The sequence below is a fragment of the Actinoplanes missouriensis 431 genome (genome assembly GCF_000284295.1).
Taxonomy (GTDB): domain Bacteria; phylum Actinomycetota; class Actinomycetes; order Mycobacteriales; family Micromonosporaceae; genus Actinoplanes; species Actinoplanes missouriensis.
Map to the genome: position 1 here is coordinate 5,535,439 of NC_017093.1, position 20,465 is coordinate 5,555,903.

Sequence of the window (20,465 nt, forward strand, 5' to 3'; positions counted from 1 at the left end):
GGCTTGAGCCTACGACGTGGGGCCCGCCGGGGACACGGGTGCAGACGGATTGCGGAACCGTTAGTCCTCGGTGCGGCCGCGCGGAATCCTCAAGTGCGGGCCGAACCGTCTGGCATGACCAGCCGCCGTACCCTTCTCGCCGCTGCCGCCGCCGCGCCCGCCGCGCTCCTCGTCGAGGCGCCGGCCCACGCCGCGCCCGCGGCGGCCACGACGACGCTGCTGGCCACCGACCCGATCGCCCACCTGCTGCGCCGCGCCACCTTCGGCGCGACCCCGGCCGACCTGGCGCTGGCCCGCGAGCTCGGCGTCAGCGGCTGGCTGGACCGGCAGCTCGACCCGGCCTCGATCGCCGACCCGGTCTGCGACAAGCTGCTGCGCCGCCTGCCGCTCGCCGGCGCCACCCCGGCGGCCGTCCGGGCCGCCGTGAAGACCCACTCCTACGAGGCGTTCGGCCAGCTGAGCCGGGCCGCGATCGCCCGGGCCGCATGGAGCAACCGGCAGCTGTTCGAGTCGGTCGTGATGTTCTGGGCGAACCACCTGCACATCGCGGCGCCGTCCAGCGGCGTCTGGGACACCCGTGCCGACTACGACGTCCAGGTGATCCGCAAGCACGCGCTCGGCAGGTTCGCGGACATGCTCAAGGCCAGCGCCCGGCACCCGGCCATGCTGACTTACCTGGACCAGCGGTCGTCGACGAAGGCGCACCCGAACGAGAACTACGCCCGTGAGCTGATGGAGCTGCACACGGTTGGCCTGGAGTACTCCGAGGCCGACGTGAAGGCGGCGTCCCGGCTGCTTACCGGCATGACCGTGGGCGCCTCCGGCGGCTACGCCTACGACGCCTCGAAGCACGCCACCGGCGCCGTCGGCATCCTCGGTTTCCGGCACGCCAACGCCAAGGCCGACGGCGAGTCCGCCGCCCTCGCCTTCATCGACCACCTGGCCCGGCACCGCGCCACCGCGACCCGGATCGCCGAGAAGCTCTGCGTGCGGTTCGTCGCCGACGAGGCGCCCGCGTCGCTGGTCACCCGGCTGGCCGACGTCTACCTGAAGAACGACACCGCGATCGTGCCGGTGCTGCGCGCGCTCTTCACCTCCGCCGAGTTCGCCGCCGCCACCGGGCAGAAGACCCGCACGCCGTTCGAGGACATGATCGCCACGATCCGCGTGCTCGGCCTGCAGCCGGAGAGCAGCGGCACCGCGGCGCTGGACGCGCTGCACAACGCGATGGTCGACGCCGGCAACGCGCCGTTCCGCTGGAGCGCGCCGAACGGCTTTCCGGACGTCGCGGCGGCCTGGGCGTCGCCGTCCGGTTTTGTTCAGCGGTGCAACCTGCACCTGAACCTGGCGACCGGCTGGTACCCGAAGCAGCTGGCCCGGCCGGCCGACCTGCTGAAGTCGCTGGTCCCGGCGCTGCCGGCCACGTACGGCGGGCTGGTCGACGCGCTGGCCACCCGCCTGATCGGGACCAGGCTCCCGGCCGCGCACACCGCCGCCGTGCTCAGTGTCGCGTCGAAACTGCCGAACACTCCGCTGAACAGTCGGGACAAGTCGCTGGCCGGCGCCGCGCCGTACCTGATCGCGCTCGTCCTCGACGCGCCGTCGTTCCAGCTGAGGTGATCATGAACTCCTGCGCCGAGCACTCGAATCTGATCAACCGCCGGACGATCCTGGGCGGGATGGCCGCCGGCGTCGCCGCCGCTTCCACTGTTTCCGTGGATTTCGCATTCGCGGACGGAAAATACTCCGGCGACACGCTCGTCGTGATCTCGATGCACGGCGGATTCGACGGGCTCTCCACGATCATCCCGATCGGCGACCCGGACTATTACCGGGCCCGTCCCGGCATCGCCGTGCCGAAGAGCCGGGTCATCGCCGGGGACGGCACGTTCGGCCTGCACCCCGCCCTCGCCCCGCTGCTCCCGCAGTGGAAGGCCGGTTCCCTCGCCGCCGTGCACGCCGTCGGCCAGCCCAACCCGACGCGCTCGCACTTCGCCGCGATGGAGGCGATGGAGAACGCCGCGCCCGGCACCTCGGTCCGCAGCGGCTGGCTGGACCGGATGCTCGGCGGCACCGGGGCCACCGCTCCCCTGGCCGGCGTCGCGATGGGCAGCTCCCGCCCGTCGCGCCTGCTCGCGGGTCCCACCAGCGACATCGCGATGCTCTCCGTCGACGACCTCACGCTGGCCGGTGACGGCAAACGCCCGATCGCCGCCGCGCTGCGGGCGATGTACGCCGACGCCCCGGCCCATCTCGCCGCCCCGGCGAAGGCCGCCGACCGGGCGCTGGCGGCGATGGACAAGCCGCGATCGGCCAAGGGCGGCTCCGGCTACCCGGACACCGACCTGGGCGGCGCCCTGCGCGACGTGGCCCGGCTGATCACATCGAACGCCGGACTGGTCACGGCGACCGTCGACTGCGGCGACTGGGACATGCACGAGGCGCTCGGCCCGGCCGTCAAGGGCGAGCGGATGTTCGACAACCTGACCGATTTCGCCAAGGCGCTCGCCGCGTTCACCGCCGACCTCGGCCCGCAGGCGATGAAACGGGTCACGGTGCTGACGATCAGCGAGTTCGGGCGGCGGGTGGCCGAGAACGGCTCGCACGGCGCGGACCACGGCCACGGCAACGCGATGCTCCTGCTCGGCGGCGGCATCCGCGGCGGCAGGGTCTACACCCACTGGCCCACGCTCGCCGCGTCCGCCCTGGTCGACGGCGATCTGGCCGCCACCACCGACTACCGCTCGGTGATCGGCGAGATCCTCCAGAAACGCTGCGGCCTGGGCGATCTCTCCACGATCTTCCCCGGCGTCAAACCGTCCCGCTTCGGCCTGGCCGCCGCCCGCTGACAACCTTCCTCCACGGGTACGCGGATCGCCGTCCCCGCCGCACCGCGACCGTCCCGCAGCAGCCGCCACCTGACGGCCCCTTCCGCCGGCGCCCGCCGCCGCCGGCCCCGGCGCGTCCCCTCCCGCCGCCGGCCCCGGCGCGTCCCCTCCCGCCGCCGGCCCCGGCGCGTCCCCTCCGGCCGGCGGTCCCGCGACCGCGTGCCGATCTCGGCCGAGCTCCACACACTCCCGTGAGCCCGCCGCCGCGTGTGACGTAGCGGCACGCTCCACCCGAAACCCACACGCGAGTCTGAGGGTGACCATGCAGCGGTAGCGAAAGACGCCGGACGGCCTGGAGCGGGCACACGGCCGCGCGGCTTCTCGGGGACCGGTCGGTGCTTGTGGGGACCTGTCGGGCGTACCCGGAAAAAGAGAAAGGGCCGGCGCTTCTGGAGAAGCGCCGGCCCTCACGCGCCGTCCCGCCAAGGCCCGGTCAGGACGGCATGCCGGTCAGCGGGCGGTCGAGGTCCGCCGCTTGGACCAGACGTCGAAGGCGACCGCGGCGAGGAGCACCGCGCCCTTGACGAGCATGACTTCCTCGCTGGTGCGGCCGAGGAGGCTCATGCCGTTGTTGATGACACCCATGATCAGACCGCCGGTGATGGCGCCGACGACCTTGCCGACGCCGCCCTGGACGGCGGCGCCACCGATGAAGGCGGCCGCGATGGCGTCCAGCTCGAAGCTGTTACCGGCGGTCGGGTTCGCCTGGTTGAGGCGGCCGGCGAAGATGATGCCGGCGAGCGCGGAGAGCACGCCCATGTTGACGAAAAGCCAGAAGACGACCGACTTGACCTTGACGCCGGAGAGCGTGGCGGCCTGCAGGTTGCCACCGACCGCGTAGATCTGGCGGCCGAAGACGGCCCGGTTGGTGACCACGGTGTAGCCGACCACCAGGACCGCGAGCAGCACGAGCACCCACGGCAGGTTGCGGAAGCGGGCCAGCTGGATGATCACGAACATGATCAGGACGGCCGGGACCGCGACCTTCGTGATGAACAGCCACAGCGGGTCGACGACCTGGTTGTACTTGATCCGGGCAGCCCGGGCGCGGTACTGCACGAACGCCATCGCGGCGACGACGGCGAGGCCGACCAGGACGCTGAACAGGTCGGCGCCACCCAGCGGGCCGAGCGCGATGTTGCCGAGGAAGCCGTCGGTGAAGCCGTTCGCGAGGGTGCGGACCTCCTCCGGGAACGGGCCGATGCCCTTGTTGCCCAGGATCATCAGCGTGATCGCGCGGAACAGCAGCATGCCGGCCAGGGTCACGATGAACGCGGGGATGCCGAAGTAGGCGACCCAGTACCCCTGCCAGGCACCGATGATGGCGCCGAAGGCGAGCGTGCCGATGACCGCGATCGGCCAGGGCAGATCCCAGTTGACCATCATGACCGCGGAGAACGCGCCACACGCGGCCACCACCGAGCCGACCGAGAGGTCGATGTGCCCGGCGATGATGATCAGGATCATGCCGATCGCCAGAACAAGGATGTACGAGTTCTGAACGATGATGTTGCTGATGTTCTGCGGCGCCAGCAGGTCACCGCCGGTGAGCACCGTGAACAGCAAGATGATCAGCGCGAACGCGATGTAGATGCCGCTCTGCTTCAGGTCGAAGTTGAGCTTGAAGGGCGCCTTGCCACCAGCGGCACCGGCCGGCCCCTTACCGACGGTCAGGTCGGCGTTGGTAGGTGCGACCGTCACGGCGCTACCTCCTGTTCTTCCTTCGTCATGAGGGTCATCAGACCCTCCTGCGTTGCCTCGGCCCGGGCCACCTCGCCGGTGATCCGGCCGGCCGAGAGTGTGTAGATGCGGTCACAGATGCCGAGCAGCTCGGGCAGCTCGGACGAGATGACCAGGACGGCTTTGCCCTCGTCGGCAAGCCGGTTGATGATCGTGTAGATCTCGTACTTCGCGCCGACGTCGATACCGCGGGTCGGCTCGTCGAGGATCAGCACGTCCGGGTCAGTGAAGATCCACTTCGAGAGCACGACCTTCTGCTGGTTGCCGCCGGACAGCTTGCCCACGATCGACTCGACGGTCGGCGCCTTGATGTTCATGCTGGCGCGGAACTCGTCGGCGACCTTGTGCTCCTCGTTGCCGTCCACCCAGCCGCCCTTGGCGAGCTTGGTGAGGCCGGCGGCCGAGATGTTGCGCTTGATGTCCTCGATCAGGTTGAGGCCGTAGCGCTTGCGGTCCTCGGTGGCGTACGCCAGACCGTTCTCGATCGCCTCACGGACGTTCCGCGCCTTGATCTCCTTGCCGTCCTTGATCAGCTTGCCGCTGATGTTGACGCCGTAGGAGCGGCCGAACACGCTCATCGCCAGCTCGGTGCGGCCGGCGCCCATCAGCCCGGCCAGGCCGACGATCTCGCCCCGGCGCAGGCTCAGGTTGACGTCGCGGACCAGCGCGCGGTCGGGCTGGGTCGGGCTGTAGACCGTCCAGTCCTCGATCCGCAGAGCCTCCTCGCCGATGTTCGGCGTGTGCTCCGGGTAGCGGTGCTCGAGGTCGCGGCCCACCATGCCCGAAATGATCTTGTCTTCGGTGAGGTCGGCGGTCTCCTCGGTCCAGATGGTCTTGCCGTCCCGCAGGATGGTGACCCGGTCCGAGATGCTCATGACCTCGTTCAGCTTGTGCGAGATGATCACGCAGGTGATGCCCTCGTCACGCAGGCCGCGCAGCAGACCGAGCAGGTGCTCGGAGTCCTCGTCGTTGAGCGCCGCGGTCGGCTCGTCGAGGATCAGCAGCTTCACCTTCTTGGAGAGCGCCTTGGCGATCTCCACCAGCTGCTGCTTGCCGACACCCAGGTCGATGACCGGTGTCACCGCGCTCTCCGCCAGGCCGACCCGCCGCAGCAGCTCGTCGGCCGCGTGGTTGGTCCGGTTCCAGTCGATCCAGCCGCGCTTGCTCTGCTCGTTGCCGAGGAAGATGTTCTCGGCGATCGACAGGTTGGACGCGAGCGCCAGCTCCTGATGGATGATGACGATGCCGCGGTGCTCACTGTCCCGGATGCCGGAGAATTCGCAGGTCTCGCCGTCGAACTCGATGTCACCCTCATAGGTCCCGTGCGGGTAGACACCCGACAGCACCTTCATCAGGGTCGACTTTCCGGCCCCGTTCTCGCCGCAGATGGAGTGGATCTCTCCTCGGCGGACTTCCAGGTTGACGTCCTGCAGCGCCTTGACGCCCGGGAACGTCTTGGTGATGCCGCTCATCCGCAGGATGGTGTCGGTCATGGACCCTCCTCTGGGCCTTTGTTGCTGTCCAGCCGTGGAGGCCGCGCCCCGCCCGCTGGGGTCGGGCGGGGCGCGGAGCCCGATTACTTCAGGTCAGCCTCGGTGTAGTAACCCGAGTCGACGAGCTGGGCCTTGTAGTTGGCCTTGTCGACGATGACCGACTCGAGCAGCTGGGCCGGGACGACCTTGTTGCCGTTGTCGTAGTCCTTGTTGTTGTTGGTGGCCGGGGTCTGGCCCTTGAGCACCGCGTCGGCCATCTCGCCGGTCACCTTCGCCAGCTGGCGGGTGTCCTTGTAGATGGTGGAGTACTGCTCACCCGCGATGATCGACTTGACCGACGCGACCTCGGCGTCCTGGCCGGTGACGATCGGGTACGCCTGGGCGCCGGTGCCGTAGCCGTTCGACTTCAGCGCGGAGAGGATACCGATCGAGATGCCGTCGTAGGGGGACAGCACGCCATCGACCTTGACGCCACCCTTGTAGGTGGAGGTGAGGACGTTCTCCATGCGCTTCTGCGCGGTGGCCGGGTCCCAGCGCAGCGTCGCGACGGTCTCGAACTTGGTCTGGCCGCTCTTGACGACGATGGTGCCGTCCTTGATGAACGGGTCCAGGATGCTCATCGCGCCGTTGAAGAAGAAGGTCGCGTTGTTGTCGTCCGGCGAGCCGGCGAACAGCTCGACGTTGAACGGGCCCTTCGCGCTGCCCTTGCTGCCGTCGGCGTTGAGGACCTTGAGGCCGGTCAGCAGCGAGGTGGCCTGCTGGACGCCGACCTTGAAGTTGTCGAAGGTGGCGTAGTAGTCCACGTTCGGGCTGTTGCGGATCAGCCGGTCGTACGCGATGACCGGGATGTTGTTGGCCTTCGCGTTCTCCAGCTGGGTGGTGATCGCGGTGCCGTCGATCGACGCGACGATCAGCAGCTTGGCGCCCTTGGTGATCTGGTTGTCCAGCTGCTGGGTCTGCGTGGGGATGCTGTCCTCGGCGTACTGCAGGTCGACCTTGTAGCCGAGGCCTTCCAGCTGCTTCTTCAGGTTGTCGCCGTCGGCGATCCACCGCTCCGAGGAACGGGTCGGCATGGTGATGCCGATCAGAGCGCCCGCGGTGTCGCCACCGGAGGCCTCCTTGTCGACGGTCTTCTCAGCCGAGCCGCAGGCAGCCATCGTGGCGACCAGGGAGGCAGCGGTCAGCACCGCCGCGAGCCGGGGGTATTTCACTGTGGATCTCCTCTTTGAGAAACGGTGTTACAGAGGCCGGTTGAGGCGGTAGTACGCCTGGTTCCAGCGGACCCGGTCGGCGAAGTCGGCCGGGGTGGTGCGGTCATCGATCAGAAGTAGCTCGGTCTGCGCCATCTCGGCGAAGTCGCGCAGGGTCTCCGCGCCGACCGCCTGGGTCAGAACCGTGTGGTGCGGGCCGCCCGCCGTGATCCAGCACTCGGCCGAGGTGGAGAGCGACGGCGCCGGCTTCCAGACCGCCCGGGCCACGGGCAGGTTCGGCAGCGGCTCGTCCGGCTGAATCACCTCGATCTCGTTGGCGACCAGGCGGAACCGGTCGCCCATGTCGGCCATGCCCATGACCACGGCGGGTCCGGACGCGGCGTCGAAGACCAGCCGGACCGGGTCCTCACGGCCGCCGATGCCGAGCGGGTGGATCTCGGCGCGGGGCTTGGCGGACGCGATGGACGGGCAGACCTCGAGCATGTGCGCGCCGAGGATCTTAGGCTCGCCCGGCCCGAAGTGGTAGGTGTAGTCCTCCATGAACGAGGTGCCACGCCCGGTTCCGGAACCCATCGCCTTCACGGTGGCGACGAGCACCGAGGTCTTCCAGTCGCCCTCGCCGCCGAACCCGTAGCCGTCGGCCATCAGCCGCTGCACGGCCAGGCCGGGCAGCTGGCGCAGGCCGCCGAGGTCCTCGAAGTTGGTGGTGAAGGCGCCGAAGCCGCCCTCGGTGAGGAAGCGGCGGAGCCCGGCTTCGATCTTGGCGGCGTAGCGCAGGGAGTCGTTGCGCTCGCGCAGCTCGCTCGAGATCTCGTAGATGTCGGAGATCTCGGAGACGAGCTTGTCGATCTCGGCCTCGTCGGTCGCGTCGACATAGGCCACGAGGTCGTTCACACCGTACGTGTTGACCGAGACGCCGAACTTCAGCTCGGCCTCGACCTTGTCGCCCTCGGTGACCGCGACGTCGCGCATGTTGTCGCCGAAGCGCGCCACCCGCAGCGTGCGCAGGTGCTGCCAGCCCATGGCGGCGCGGGTCCACGACTCGACCCGGGCCACGATCGCCGGGTCGGAGGCGTGACCGGCGACCACCTTGCGCGGCACGCCGAGGCGGGCCTGGATGAAGCCGAACTCCCGGTCGCCGTGGGCGGCCTGGTTCAGGTTCATGAAGTCCATGTCGATGGACGACCAGGGCAGCGACACGTTGTGCTGGGTGTGCAGGTGCAGCAGCGGCTTGCGCAGCGCGTCCAGGCCGCCGATCCACATCTTGGCCGGCGAGAACGTGTGCATCCAGGCGATGATGCCGATGCAGTTCGGGTCGGCGTTCGCCTCCAGCATCAGGCGCTTGATCGCGGCCGAGTCGGTCAGGACCGGCTTGCCGACGATCTCGGCGGGCAGGCCGCCGGCGGCCAGGGTCCGCTGGATCTCAGCGGACTGGTCGGCCACCTGCTGGAGGGTCTCCGGGCCATAGAGGTGCTGGCTGCCGGTGAGAAACCAGATCTGCGGTTTCGACATTGGGGGTGTACCTCCGAAGGGGGGCCGGAGGGTGGCGACGGCCACACCCCGGCGGAGCAGGCCCTAGTGTTATCGCTAACAAAACCTGTGTCAACGCCCCTTGGCAACAACGAGGTAACGGCCGTTTAACCCGCCGACGATAAAGGCCTTCCGACGCTCTCCCGGACCACCAGTTGCGGCGGCACCACGATGTGATCGGCTGTGCCCGGCTCGTCACGCATCTGACCCAGCAGCAGGCTCAGCGCCGCCCGCGCCACGTCGCCGAAGGCCTGGCGGACCGTGGTCAGCGGCGGGATGAAGAACGCCGCCTCGGGCACGTCGTCGAAACCCACGAGGCTCACGTCGTGCGGCACCCGCCGGCCCCGCTCCCAGAGCGCCCGCAGGATGCCCAGCGCCAGGTGGTCGTTGGCGGTGAAGATGGCCGTCACCTCGGGCATCCGGGCCAGCATCTGACCGGCGCGGTACCCCTCGGCGGCCGACCAGTCCGCGGAGAGCAGCGGCGGGACCTCGGCGCCCGCCTCCTCCAGGGTCTGCCGCCAACCCTGGATGCGGCCCGCCGAGTCGAACCAGTCGGTCGGCCCGGAGACGTGCCAGACCGTCTCGTGCCCGGCGTCCAGCAGGTGCCGGGTCGCCGCCCGGGCGCCGGCCACCTGGTCCACCGTGACCACCGGCCGGCCGCCGGCCGGGTCGCCGTCGATGAAGACCACCGGCACGTCGGACGGGATCTCGGCGAGCGCCTCGGCCGCCGACGCCACGTTCGCGATCACGACCAGGCCGGCCACCCGCTGGTCGAGGTGCCGGTCCACCACCGCGGAGATGGTGGACCGGTCCAGCTCCCGGACGCTGCCGACGCTCACCGCGAAGCCGGCGTCCGCGGCCGCCTGCTCGAACTCGGTGAGCATCGAGGCCGGGCCGTAGAGCGTGCTGTTGCGGGCGACCACGCCGATCAGCTGGGACCGGCCGGTGACCAGCGCGCGGGCCGCCCGGTTCGGCCGGTAGTTGAGCTCGGCGATCGCGGCGCGCACCCGGTTGCGGGTCTGCTCCTTGACGTTCGGATGGTCGTTGAGGACGCGAGATACGGTTTGGTGGGAGACGCCGGCCAGCCGGGCCACGTCGGTCATCGCCGGGCTACGGGATATTCTGTCCACTTGCGCACCTCGTCGGTCCGGTTGGAGGCTGGTGGGTAGCCGCCACGTAACGGGAATGTTATCGATAACACCCGGTCTTAACGAGCCCTCGTTGACGAGGACGTACCCTCAAGCGCGATGGACGCGTCACCAACACTCAGCGGCCCCGTCGTGCTCGGCAGCGTAAACGACGAAGGCTTCACCTCGCTGCGCCGCGCCGCAGCTCCTCGCGCGCAACGTTACGAGGCGGGCCGCGCGCTGCGCGACCGCTCCCCCCGTTCGGAGATGGCGCACTGGCGCCCGCCCGCCGACCGGCCCGATCCGGTCACGACGGTGACCGAGTCCCACGCCGGCCGGGTGCCGCGCCTCATCCCGGTCCGGATCGGCCGGATGATCGCCTCGCCGTACGCGTTCCTGCGCGGCACCGCCGGCCTGATGGCGGACGACTTCGCGGGCCTGCCGCACACCGGCATCACCCCGGTGATCTGCGGCGACGCACACCTCGGCAACTTCGGCTTCTACGCCTCCCCGGAGCGCGAGCTGGTCTTCGACCTCAACGACTTCGACGAGGCGCACACCGGGCCGTGGGAGTGGGACCTGCGCCGGCTGGTGGTCAGCGTCTACGTCGCCGGCCGGGTCAACGGGTTCCGGGAGAGCGCCTGCGGCGACGCGGTGCGACACTGCGCCGAGGAGTACCGGGAACAGCTCTCCTTCCTGGCCGACCAGCCGCTGCTGGCCCGCTCCTTCGACCAGCTCAACGTCGAGGCGATGCGCTCCGCGGCCAGCCGGGCCAGCTTCCGCGACGAGATCGAGCGGGCCGCCCGCCGGGCCCGCCGCCGCACCAGCGACCGGGCGCTCCCCCGCTTCACCGAGCGCCGCGACGGCACCGCCCGCCTGGTCGAGGAGCCGCCGCTGATCACCCGGATCGACGACCAGGAGCGCGAGCAGCTCGCCGAAGCCCTGGACGGGTACCTGAACACCCTCAAGCCGCACTGGGCCCGGATCCTCGGCGGCTACCGGATCGTCGACATCGCCCACAAGGTGGTCGGCGTCGGGTCGGTGGGCCTGCGGGCCTACGTCGCGCTCTGCGAGGGCAGCAGCCCCGACGACGTGGTGTTCCTGCAGCTCAAGCAGGCCCGCCGCTCGGTCGTCGCGAAACACCAGCACGGCGCGCTGGCCTGGCACCGGCACCAGGGTCAGCGGGTCGTCGAGTACCAGCAGGCGCTGCAGACCGTGAGCGATCCGCTGCTCGGCTGGACCACGGTCGGCGACCAGCAGTTCTACGTGCGCCAGTTCCGCGACATGAAGGGCGCGATCCTGGTCGACGACCTCAACGCGGGCGCGCTCGCCGACTACGCCGGGATCTGCGGTTACCTGCTGGCCAAGTCGCACGCGCGGACCAGCGGGGCGTCCATCATCGCGGGTTACGTCGGCGGCAGCGACAAGCTGGACGACTCGCTCTGCCGGTTCGCCCGGGCCTACGCCGACCAGGTGGAACGCGACCATGCCGCGCTGGTCGCGGCGGTGCGGCGCGGCGACCTTCCGGCAGATCAATAGGGTACGGGGTCATGAGCGGCAGAATTCCCATCGACTCCCCGGCCCTGGCCGGATTCTGGACCGAGCGCCACCTGTGCACCCTGACCACCCTGCGGGCCGACGGATCACCGCACGTGGTCGCGGTCGGCGCCACCCTCGACCCGGAGGCCGGGCTGGCCCGGGTGATCTCGTCCAGCACCTCGGCGCACGTCCGGCACATCCGCCACCAGCAGCGGGTCGCGATCTGCCAGGTCGACGGGCCGCGGTGGAGCACCGTGGAAGGGCTCGCGGTGATCCGGTCGTCGCCCGAGGAGGTCACCGAGGCGGAGCAGCGTTACGCGAAGCGGTACCGCACGCCCCGCCCCAACCCGGCCCGCGTGGTGATCGAGGTGTCGATCACCCGGATCCTCGGCTCGGCGTCGCTCACCAGTACATGACGGCCGTGGTGCCGTTCTGCCAGGCGTGGTACATCCGGGCCCGGACCACGTACCGGCACCCGGCCCGCAGCTCGGCCTCGATCACGGCGTTGCGGTCCTCGCCGCTGTCGTCATCCGCGCCGATCCGGCGCAACTCGCCGTCGACGTCCTCGAAGAGCACCAGCACCACGTCGGCGGCGCCGAACATGCCGATCCGGTAGGTCCGGCTCTGCTCGGGCAGCAGCTCGGCGTCGTACTGCTCGCCGGGGGCGAGGGACAGCGGGCGGGACTCGAACTCCTCCAGCCGGGGCAGCCACTCCTGGAGACAGGGCGGGTACCAGAACAGGATCCGCTCGGCGTCCACCTTGGAGATCGTGCCGGGCGGCTCGATGCCCGCCCGGTACTCCTCCGGGGCGATCACCAGGCCGGGCGGGAACTCGAACCCCATGATCGAGTCCGGGTCCCAGCGGCCGCCCTCGGCCTCGGCCGGCTCCAGCGGGCTCAGCACGTTGCGGCGCACGTCGGCCGGCTCCCAGAAGTTCGGCGGGCCGGCCAGGAAACGGTGCACGGCGGGCTCGTCCCAGATCAGGCCGGCGTCCGGGTTCTGGTGCTCGTGCGGCAGGCCGAGGGTGTGGCCGATCTCGTGCAGGGCGGTGGTCCGGCCGTACTCGGTCCGCAGATCCCACCCGAAGTTCATGGTCGGCCGGTCCGCCGGCACGGCGAGAAGCTCGCGCCCGACGCACGACCACGACCGGCCCGGGCGGAACCCGATCCGCACCTGCGCCTCGCCCGGATCCTGCACCTCCCAGAAGTCCAGGCCGATGCCGAGGTCCTTCCATTCGTCGAAGGCCTCCCGGACCACCTCCTCCTGCGCGTGGTCGCGAGTGTCCGCCAGGAAGGCGTAGCGCAGCGGCGTGCCGTTCACCCACTTGGCGCGCCCCACCACGATCGCGTGCTGCCGGGCCATCGGCATGTCGGGCGGCAGAACGGGCAGGCGCCGCGGCGGCTGCGAGCAGTACGGCCGCCGCCGGATCACATCCGGCATGTCGTCCTCCTTCGTCAGTGATCGTTTCCGCCACGGTCGCAAGGCGTCTCCGGTCCCGGCCGGAAATCCCCGCCGGATCACCCCTGCGCGCCGGGCGCGCTCTCCGGCGAGGCAGCCGGGGCCGGGTCGCGGCAATAGGGTGAAGGCATGAGCACCGAGATCGTGCCGAGCAACGTGCTGCTGCCCGGCCATGACGTGCCGCTCGGGCGGTACACGACCGTGCGCCGCCTGTTGCCGCACCGGGAGCGGCGGATGGTCGGCGCCTGGTGCTTCGTCGACCACTTCGGGCCGGACGACGTGCGCGGGCGGCCCGGCATGCAGGTGCCGCCGCACCCGCACACCGGGCTGCAGACCGTGACGTGGCTGGTGGACGGAATCATCGAACACCGGGACAGCCTCGGCAGCCACCAGCTGATCGCGCCGGGGCAGCTCAACCTGATGACCTCCGGGCACGGGATCGCGCACTCGGAGTACACGCCGCCGGACCACCCCGACGGCATGCACGGGCTCCAGCTCTGGCTGGCGCTGCCGGACGCGGCGCGCGGCGGGCCGCCCGGGTTCGAGCATCACGCGGACCTGCCGTCGTACCGGGCGGGCGACGCCGGCGTGACAGTCGTGATCGGACGTCTCGGGGAGCTGTCGTCGCCGGCGACCGCGCACTCCCCGCTGGTCGGCGCGGAGATCCTCTTCGCCGGCGCCGGCCGGGCCACGCTGCCGCTGGAGCCGGGGTTCGAGCACGGGATCCTGGTGATGTCCGGGGACGCTGCCGTGGAGGGCACCCCGCTGACCCCCGGGTCGCTGCTCTACCTCGGTGACGGGCGGGACAGCGTCACCGTCGACGGCGGCGGGGCGGCCCGGGTGTTCCTGCTCGGCGGCGAGCCGTTCGAGGAGCCGCTGGTCATGTGGTGGAACTTCGTGGGCCGCTCGCACGAGGACATCGTCCGGGCGCGCGAGCAGTGGATGGCCGGGGAGCGGTTCGGCACGGTGGGCGGCTGCGAGGCGGCGCCGCTGCCGGCGCCGGAACTGCCGACGGTACGGCTCAAGGCCCGCGATCGGCACGGCCGGACCCGCTGACGCCGCTTGACGCCTCGCGCGGCGCGGCGGATCGTCGGGGTAGACCTGGTCGTGAGGTGTGCCATGATCCGCTGGTGGCGCCGGAGGCCCACGCCGCAACCCGCCGGGCTTCCGATCGAGAGACTCGCCGCTGACCTGCGCCGGCTGCTCCGCCTGCACGGAGAGCTCGCCGCGTCGGCGCACGCCGCCCTGTGCGCGCACCGGCTGTGGGCGGTCGAGGCCGCGATCGGAACCCGCGCGATCGAGGCGGCCATCGCCCTCGGCGTGCGCCACCCGCCGCCGTCCCGGGCCGCGGCGCTGACCCCGGCCGAACTGTCCGTGCTGCTCGCCGAAGTGGCCGCGGCGGGGCTCGCGCTGCCCGGCCGGTTCGGGCAGTTCACCCCGGACGGCCGGCTCTGAGACACGGTTAATGTTTCGCGCACAGGGAAACGGCGGCGGGACCGGTGTCCCGCCGCCGTCTCTCGTCCCGGCATAGCGCCTTTGCCGCACACCCATGAGGAAACATCGGGGGGCGTCGTTCCCCACGGGTTGTCTCGGGCGCGTGACGGCCGCTGAACTGGGGGGGCGGCGGCCGCCGGCCGGGGAGTCCTGCTCACTCGCGGCGCCCGTCATCAGGCGCCTCACCAACCGTGCCAGGCGGACCCCCCTTGATCCGCGAATAACGTGAGTGTCCTTCACCACCCTCGCCTGTCACCTGTTCAGGGTCGCCCGCAAGTCCTTAGCTGTCCTGAAGGGAACCTTAAAAAGCTTTTAAGCCGTAACCGCCCCCGTCACCGCTAACCAATGATCATCGTTGATGCTGTGTAGCGCCGCCGCCCACCGTCCCGGTCCGGCGGATCCCCGGCGTTATCACTGCTGAGCATGTTGAACCGGGAGGGCCTCCCGGACGTATACCCCGATGATCGACGACTCTCGGCGGGCTGCGGCGCCGGGACGATCGGTCCCCGCGGGCCCCCCGTGGGTCCCCTGGCCGAGGTCCGCAGCGCGGTAGCGCACTACGCAAATCCGTGATTAACCTTCCACATCCACCACGTGGCAGGCATCAATCCGGGGCGCGAGGGGCGGGCACCGGAGCCCGGAGGTGGAACAGCGTGAGGACGGTGGCGCGGATGCGGCATTGGGGCAGCGGGACAACCCCGAGCCGGATCGGGGCCTCCTCATGAGCTTCGAAGACGACGAATACTGGGCGGACGAGTACGACGAGTACTCCTTCATGCCGCAGTCCGCGGTGGTCCAGGAGAAGCACTACGCCCGGCGTACCGCGCCGGACCCGGTCATCCCGACCCGGCGCACCCGCGGTGACGGCGAGGCGCCGTCGGCTCGCCGCGCCGCCTTCGACGAGCAGCGCCCCAGCTGGCTGGACGATCCCGACTTCGAGCCGATCGACACCTCCAAGCCGAACCTGGCCGGCAACGACTTCGACGACGTGGACTTCAACCGTCCCGAACTCGGCGTCGACTTCGACAAACCCGACTTCCCGATCCAGGACCCGGACGCCCGGCCCGACCTGCGGCGCGGCACGCCCGGCGGCCGCGAGCGCCGGCCCGGTCCGGCGGCCCGGCCCGACGGATCCTGGGACAGCTGGGAGGACCCGGACCGGCGCGTGCCCCCGAACGGCCGCACCATCGAGCTGCGCTCCGACGAATACTGGGAGGACGAGCGCCGCCGCGACGCCGGACGCGACATCGTCGACTTCGACGCCGCGCGACGCCGGGTCCGCGACGGAGACCACCGCGGGGCGCGTCGCGCTCCCGGGTCCTACGACGACATCGACGGGTACGGGCGCCGGGCCGGCCGCTACGAGCAGGACGACCGCCGCGGCCGGAGCGGACCGGACGCCGACGGTCGCCGCCGGGTCGCCGCCCATGACGAGCGCTTCGACGGTCCTGTTCGCGGTTCCGAGGGGCCGGGCCGCGGTCCGGTTCGGGGGTCGGACGGTCCGGTTCGGGGGTCGGACGGTCCGGTTCGTGGCTCGGAGCGGGACTTCGAGTGGCAGGGCGGTGAGCGGGGCGACGGGCGTGGCCGTGGTTCCGCGTGGGAGGACGGCGAGCGGCTCGACGGGCGTGGCCGTGCCTGGGACGACGCGGACTTCGGGCCGATCCGGCCGGCCGGTGGACGCCGGCCCCGCCGGGACGAGCCGGTGGAGAGCCGCGGGTCCGGGCCGATCCGCCGGGACGACGCCGGGGAGAGCCGGGGCGCTGCGCCGGGCCGGCGGGACGAGGCTGCGGTGGCCGGGCGGGCGCAGGTGCCGGACCATGAGCTGTACCGGTCGGAGCCTGCCCCCTATGAGTCGCGGGAGCCGGCTGACGGGCGGATCCCGGCGCCTGCCGAGGGACGTGCCGCGGTTCCGGCCGAGGGGCGGGCGCAGGTGCCGGCGACGGACGGGGGCGAGCTCTTCGAAGGGCCGACCATCGGGGTCCGGCGGCCGGACGGTGTGCGCGGAGACGGTCACGAGGCGGAGGTTCCCCGGCCGGAGCGGGACGGCGTGGGGACTTCGGGTTCGCCGCGTGAGGAGTCGCGGGCCGGGCACGCACGTGAGGAGTCGCGGGCCGGCGAGGACGGCCGGGCCGGGGCGGGTCGTGAGGATGTCCGGGCTGAGGAGGTTCGCGAGGAGTCGTGGGCCGGGCCGGTTCGGGCGGAGCGCGGGCCGGAGGGTAACGGCGAGGCTGATTCCCGCGGGCCTGGATCGGCTGGGACCGGCTCCGGTGCAACCGGCTCCGGTGCGACCGGCTCCGGTGCGACCGGCTCCGGTGAGGCCACGGGGGCTTCCGGCAGTGGCCGGGAGGACGACGACGGTACTGGGCCGCGGGTTCTGCGGCGGGCGGCGATGCCCGTACCCCCGAAGGTTCTGAGCCGGGCCACTCCCCCGCCGGCGCCTCGCGTGATCAAGGCGGACCCGCCGGTCACGCCGCGGGTCGTGGCCGCGCCCGAGCCGGTGCCCGCCGCCCATGGGCGCCCCACCGTTCCCGCACAGCCCGGGCCGGCACAGCCCGGACCGACGCAGTCGGGCTCGGCACAACCCGGACCGACGCAGTCGGGCTCGGCACAACCCGGACCGGCACAGCCGACATCGTCACCGCACCAGCCATGGCCGCAGCCGCGGCCTGACGCGTCGGCCGGGACGTCTTATTCATCGGATTTGTCCGGGTGGGAGCGGCCGGTATCGCCGGCCGGGCCGGATGCTCAAGCGGTTCCCTCCTCGCCGGCTGGGCCGTCGTTTCCGCAGGCAGCGGCTTTCCAGGGTGGGCCGGCTGTGCCGGCTCACCCGGCCGGTCCGGCCGTCCCGGCGGCACCGTCCGCTGCCGGGCGGCCGACCGTCCCGGCGCCCTTCGGGGGCGGGGAGATGGATGTGCCGCAGCAGCGTTCGCGGAAGTCGCCGCGGACCGCGCATGTGGTCCTCTCCGCAGGGGACGGTCCGTGGTCGATCGTTCCGGATGAGGCGCACCAGCCGCCTGCCGGGTCGCGGCCGGTGTCGCCTGCGGGCTGGGACCGTCCGCAGGACGCAACCGTGCCGGCGGCGGCGACCGCGTGGCCGCCGCCGGTCCGCCAGCCCGCCGAGCCGAGTCCGGCCGTGCCGGGTCACGCCGCGCCCAATCCGGCCGCGCCGGGTCAGGCCGTGCCGGGTCACGCTGCACCGGGTCAGGCCGTGCCGGGTCACGCTGCGCCGGGTCACGCTGCGCCGGGTCATAGTGTGCCTGGGCACGGCGCGCCAGCGCAGGCTGCGGGCCAGCCGGGATCCGGGGCTCCTGCGGGTGGGGCCCGGCAGCCCGCTGCGGCCACGGCATGGCCGCCCGCTGCACGGCCGGCACCCTCGCAGGTGCCGGTGGCGCCGCAGGTGCCGGTGGTGCCGCAGGTGCCGACGCAGGCGGTACCCAAGCAACCGGAGGTCGTGCGGCAGGAGCCTGCGCAGACGGCTCGTTCGCAGCCGGTGGTGCAGCCCCCGCCTCCCGGGTGGCAGCCGCCCGCCGATCCGGCTGCGGCCGGTGGGGAGGCTCGGGCTGCGGAAGGGCCCACGGTTCCGCTCGGGGATCGGCGGATCGCGGTTCCGGTGCAGCCCGGGCCGCGTGACCACGGGCGGAACGGGACCGGGCACGGTGACGGCCAGGACGGCGGCACCGGAGATGGGCGCACCGGACTGGGCGATGCCGCGCGCGGCGACGCCGGGCACGGCGGCACGGGACCGGGCGACGCCAGGCACGGCGGCACGGGACTGGGCGACGCCGGGCACGGTGGGAGTGGGCGCGGCGAGGCTCGACCTGGTGGGACGGGCGAACAGGCTCGGGCGGCTGCGGACTCCGGGGCGACGGGGGCGGCTCCGGCCGATGCGGGCGGGACGGCGGGGAGGGCCGGCGGCGACGGGAGTGGGGCTCCGGCCGTACCGGGCAAGGGGGAAGGACCGGGCAATGCCTGGACCTCGCCGCCCGGCTCGACCACGACGGAGGCCGAGGGGGCGGACGCGCCCTACATGGACGCGGACGGGACCTGGCACAACCTCAAGCCGATCGCGAAGCTGGAGCTGAGCGGGCCGGACACCGAGCCCCGGCGCTATGCGGACACCGCGTTCGGAGGTGGGTGGTTCGCGAGCAGGACGGGTGCCGCCCCGGAAGCGGACAAGAAACCGCAAGCGGACAAGAAGCCAGAAACGAACAAGAAGCCGGAAACGGATAAGAAGCCGGAAACGGATAAGAAGCCGGAAACGGACGACAAGCCGGAAGCGGACAGGGAAGACGACAAGGTCGAAGGGGCTCGGCATCTGCCGCTCACCGCCGCTGACCTGTCAGCGATCCGGTGGCGGCTGGACGGGGCGACGCTGCGGGAGGTCGTCGACAACCGGGACGCGCTGCGGGAGCTCGGGGAACGGCTCGACGGGCCGCTCGCCGACGAGGCCGACAACATCGTCAAGGCGGGGCTGCTCAGTGTGCGGGCCGAGGTGTACCGGCTCCTCGGCGAGCTGGGGATGGCCGCGGCGGCGAGCCGGCTGGCGCTGGCGCACGCGGAGTCGGCGCAGGACCTGCAGTCGATCGTGATCGCGCAGGCGGAGCTGGCGCACGTGCTGCGGCTGCGCGGGGACTTCATCGAGGCGGACCGGCTCTTCCAGCGGGCCCTCGAGGCCGACGTGCCGGCCGCGGTGCGCAGCGTGGTGCACGAGAACGCCGGGCGGTGCTGCTTCGACCAGGGGCGGCAGATGGAGGCGCTCGACCACTTCGCCCGGGCGGTACGGCTCGGCGCGCCGGAGGACACCGATCTGGTGGAGCGGATCGGGGTGTGCCTCGAGTCGGTCTACATCCACGTGCTGCGGGACGGGTGGGGCCCGTACCCGCGGGGTGGCGGTGAGATCCAGGGTGTGGTCCGCAAGCCGGGGGCACTCGACGAGACGACCGCCGAGCAGGAGGTCGTCACGCCGCGGTGACGGCCAGGGCGCTCTGCCCTCGCCCGCGCTGCTTCGCCTGGTAGAGGGCGGCGTCGGCGACCCGTTGCAGGTCCTCGGCGGACTGCGCGTGGTCGGGCAGGACGGCGACGCCGATGCTGAGCTGCGGCGGGCCGGAGGCGAGGCCGTCGAGCGCGGCTATCTCGGAGCGGGCGTGTTCGGCGTACCGGAGGGCCTCGGCCGGACCGGCCCGCAACAGCACCGCGAACTCGTCGCCGCCGAGCCGGGCGACGAACCGGTCGCCGTCACCGGTGTCGCGCAGCGCGCCGGCGACGGCCTGCAGGGCGCGGTCGCCGGCGGCGTGGCCCCAGGTGTCGTTGATGTTCTTGAAGTGGTCGACGTCGACCATCACGAGGGCGACCGGCGCCGGGCCGCTCACCGCGCGGGCCAGCTCCCGATCGAAGGCGCGCCGGTTCGCCACCTCGGTCAGCGAGTCCGAGGCGGCCTGCGCCTCGAGGACCTCGCGGAGCCGGTCGTTGCGTTCGCGCAGGCCGGTCACCACGATCGCGGTCATCGCCATGGCGACGGTGATCGCGATCGAGTCGTTGAGGGCGTGCCGGGTCTCCGGGGCGAAGGTGAACGCCACCAGGGCGTGGCCCGCGGAGATCGCGGCGACGGTGGCGCCGACCAGCCGGCGGCTCTGGAACGACGCGGAGAAGAGCAGCGGCCAGAGGTAGAACAGCTGCGGGCCCATCGTGGTGTCGTGGGTGGCGTAGTTCAGCCCGGTGATGACGACGGCCGAGAGCAGCGGCACCACCGGCCAGAACGCCCGGGGCAGCGACTGCGGGCGGCGCAGGCAGAGCACGCCGACGATCAGGAAGGCGGCCGAGGCGACGCCGACCGCGATCAGCTGGGAGACCGGGTCGCCGAGCTTCATCAGGACGCCGGTGATCAGGTTGTAGGCGCCGGCGGCCAGCATCAGATAGGCGACGGCACGGGCAGCCGCGTACGTGTCGCGGATCTGGAACGGCACGTCATCTCCTCGCAGGCCGGCG

At 71.8% G+C, this 20,465-nt stretch carries 14 protein-coding genes; 7 read left to right on the forward strand and 7 right to left on the reverse strand.

The genetic code is table 11. The features are described 5' to 3' along the window. Positions 1-114 precede the first annotated feature (114 nt). Complete coding sequence (locus AMIS_RS25650; protein ID WP_014445326.1) at positions 115-1,620, forward strand: DUF1800 domain-containing protein; 1,506 nt, start codon at positions 115-117, stop codon at positions 1,618-1,620. Between the two features lie 2 nt (positions 1,621-1,622). After that, on the forward strand, positions 1,623-2,849 hold the full coding sequence (locus AMIS_RS25655) for a DUF1501 domain-containing protein (RefSeq protein ID WP_041830060.1): 1,227 nt from the start codon (positions 1,623-1,625) through the stop codon (positions 2,847-2,849). Positions 2,850-3,338: 489 nt separating this feature from the next. Here the strand turns inward: AMIS_RS25655 and mmsB are convergent, their stop codons facing one another. From mmsB to AMIS_RS25680, 5 genes are all read right to left on the reverse strand, one after another. Then, positions 3,339-4,589, reverse strand: a complete 1,251-nt coding sequence (gene mmsB / locus AMIS_RS25660; RefSeq protein ID WP_014445328.1) for a multiple monosaccharide ABC transporter permease — start codon at positions 4,587-4,589, stop codon at positions 3,339-3,341. Then, entirely contained in the window at positions 4,586-6,121 is a 1,536-nt protein-coding gene (gene mmsA / locus AMIS_RS25665) for a multiple monosaccharide ABC transporter ATP-binding protein (protein WP_014445329.1), read from the reverse strand. Before mmsA ends, mmsB begins: the two co-directional genes overlap by 4 nt. A gap of 83 nt (positions 6,122-6,204) precedes the next feature. Further along, complete coding sequence (chvE, locus tag AMIS_RS25670; RefSeq protein ID WP_041830061.1) at positions 6,205-7,332, reverse strand: multiple monosaccharide ABC transporter substrate-binding protein; 1,128 nt, start codon at positions 7,330-7,332, stop codon at positions 6,205-6,207. A gap of 27 nt (positions 7,333-7,359) precedes the next feature. Continuing rightward, positions 7,360-8,844: an L-arabinose isomerase gene (gene araA / locus AMIS_RS25675; RefSeq protein WP_014445331.1), complete on the reverse strand. Its 1,485-nt coding sequence runs from the start codon at positions 8,842-8,844 to the stop codon at positions 7,360-7,362. A 125-nt stretch (positions 8,845-8,969) separates the two neighbouring features. Next, the gene (locus AMIS_RS25680) at positions 8,970-9,965 is read right to left on the reverse strand and encodes a LacI family DNA-binding transcriptional regulator (protein WP_014445332.1); all 996 of its coding nucleotides are present in this window, start codon (positions 9,963-9,965) and stop codon (positions 8,970-8,972) included. Positions 9,966-10,109: 144 nt separating this feature from the next. Here AMIS_RS25680 and AMIS_RS25685 point away from each other — a divergent pair, with 144 nt between their 5' ends. Continuing rightward, on the forward strand, positions 10,110-11,528 hold the full coding sequence (locus AMIS_RS25685) for a DUF2252 domain-containing protein (protein WP_014445333.1): 1,419 nt from the start codon (positions 10,110-10,112) through the stop codon (positions 11,526-11,528). Positions 11,529-11,539: 11 nt separating this feature from the next. Further along, complete coding sequence (locus tag AMIS_RS25690) at positions 11,540-11,944, forward strand: pyridoxamine 5'-phosphate oxidase family protein (protein ID WP_014445334.1); 405 nt, start codon at positions 11,540-11,542, stop codon at positions 11,942-11,944. On the opposite strand, the gene AMIS_RS25695 is transcribed toward AMIS_RS25690, so the two are convergent. Continuing rightward, the gene (locus tag AMIS_RS25695) at positions 11,931-12,968 is read right to left on the reverse strand and encodes a M12 family metallopeptidase (RefSeq protein WP_014445335.1); all 1,038 of its coding nucleotides are present in this window, start codon (positions 12,966-12,968) and stop codon (positions 11,931-11,933) included. The two genes, AMIS_RS25690 and AMIS_RS25695, sit on opposite strands and share 14 nt — an antisense overlap. 147 nt (positions 12,969-13,115) lie before the next feature. Here AMIS_RS25695 and AMIS_RS25700 point away from each other — a divergent pair, with 147 nt between their 5' ends. The 3 genes from AMIS_RS25700 (at position 13,116) to AMIS_RS42965 (ending at position 19,452) form a co-directional block, all read left to right on the forward strand. Beyond that, positions 13,116-14,042 (forward strand): pirin family protein, encoded by a 927-nt coding sequence (locus AMIS_RS25700; RefSeq protein WP_014445336.1) that lies wholly within the window; start codon positions 13,116-13,118, stop codon positions 14,040-14,042. A gap of 63 nt (positions 14,043-14,105) precedes the next feature. After that, on the forward strand, positions 14,106-14,441 hold the full coding sequence (locus tag AMIS_RS25705; RefSeq protein ID WP_014445337.1) for a hypothetical protein: 336 nt from the start codon (positions 14,106-14,108) through the stop codon (positions 14,439-14,441). A 682-nt stretch (positions 14,442-15,123) separates the two neighbouring features. Then, on the forward strand, positions 15,124-19,452 hold the full coding sequence (locus AMIS_RS42965; RefSeq protein WP_157435060.1) for a tetratricopeptide repeat protein: 4,329 nt from the start codon (positions 15,124-15,126) through the stop codon (positions 19,450-19,452). On the opposite strand, the gene AMIS_RS25715 is transcribed toward AMIS_RS42965, so the two are convergent. Further along, positions 19,439-20,443: a GGDEF domain-containing protein gene (locus AMIS_RS25715; RefSeq protein WP_014445341.1), complete on the reverse strand. Its 1,005-nt coding sequence runs from the start codon at positions 20,441-20,443 to the stop codon at positions 19,439-19,441. The genes AMIS_RS42965 and AMIS_RS25715 overlap by 14 nt on opposite strands. Positions 20,444-20,465 lie beyond the last annotated feature (22 nt).

What these genes read in the sequence shown, in the direction of transcription:
- AMIS_RS25680 (WP_014445332.1), bottom strand. Translation starts at nt 9,965, where the DNA reads ATGACCGACGTGGCCCGGCTGGCCGGCGTCTCCCACCAAACCGTATCT.
- AMIS_RS25695 (WP_014445335.1), bottom strand. Translation starts at nt 12,968, where the DNA reads ATGCCGGATGTGATCCGGCGGCGGCCGTACTGCTCGCAGCCGCCGCGG.
- AMIS_RS25655 (WP_041830060.1), top strand. Translation starts at nt 1,623, where the DNA reads ATGAACTCCTGCGCCGAGCACTCGAATCTGATCAACCGCCGGACGATC.
- AMIS_RS25705 (WP_014445337.1), top strand. Translation starts at nt 14,106, where the DNA reads ATGATCCGCTGGTGGCGCCGGAGGCCCACGCCGCAACCCGCCGGGCTT.
- araA (WP_014445331.1), bottom strand. Translation starts at nt 8,844, where the DNA reads ATGTCGAAACCGCAGATCTGGTTTCTCACCGGCAGCCAGCACCTCTAT.
- AMIS_RS25700 (WP_014445336.1), top strand. Translation starts at nt 13,116, where the DNA reads ATGAGCACCGAGATCGTGCCGAGCAACGTGCTGCTGCCCGGCCATGAC.
- mmsA (WP_014445329.1), bottom strand. Translation starts at nt 6,121, where the DNA reads ATGACCGACACCATCCTGCGGATGAGCGGCATCACCAAGACGTTCCCG.
- AMIS_RS25690 (WP_014445334.1), top strand. Translation starts at nt 11,540, where the DNA reads ATGAGCGGCAGAATTCCCATCGACTCCCCGGCCCTGGCCGGATTCTGG.
- AMIS_RS25685 (WP_014445333.1), top strand. Translation starts at nt 10,110, where the DNA reads ATGGACGCGTCACCAACACTCAGCGGCCCCGTCGTGCTCGGCAGCGTA.
- AMIS_RS25650 (WP_014445326.1), top strand. Translation starts at nt 115, where the DNA reads ATGACCAGCCGCCGTACCCTTCTCGCCGCTGCCGCCGCCGCGCCCGCC.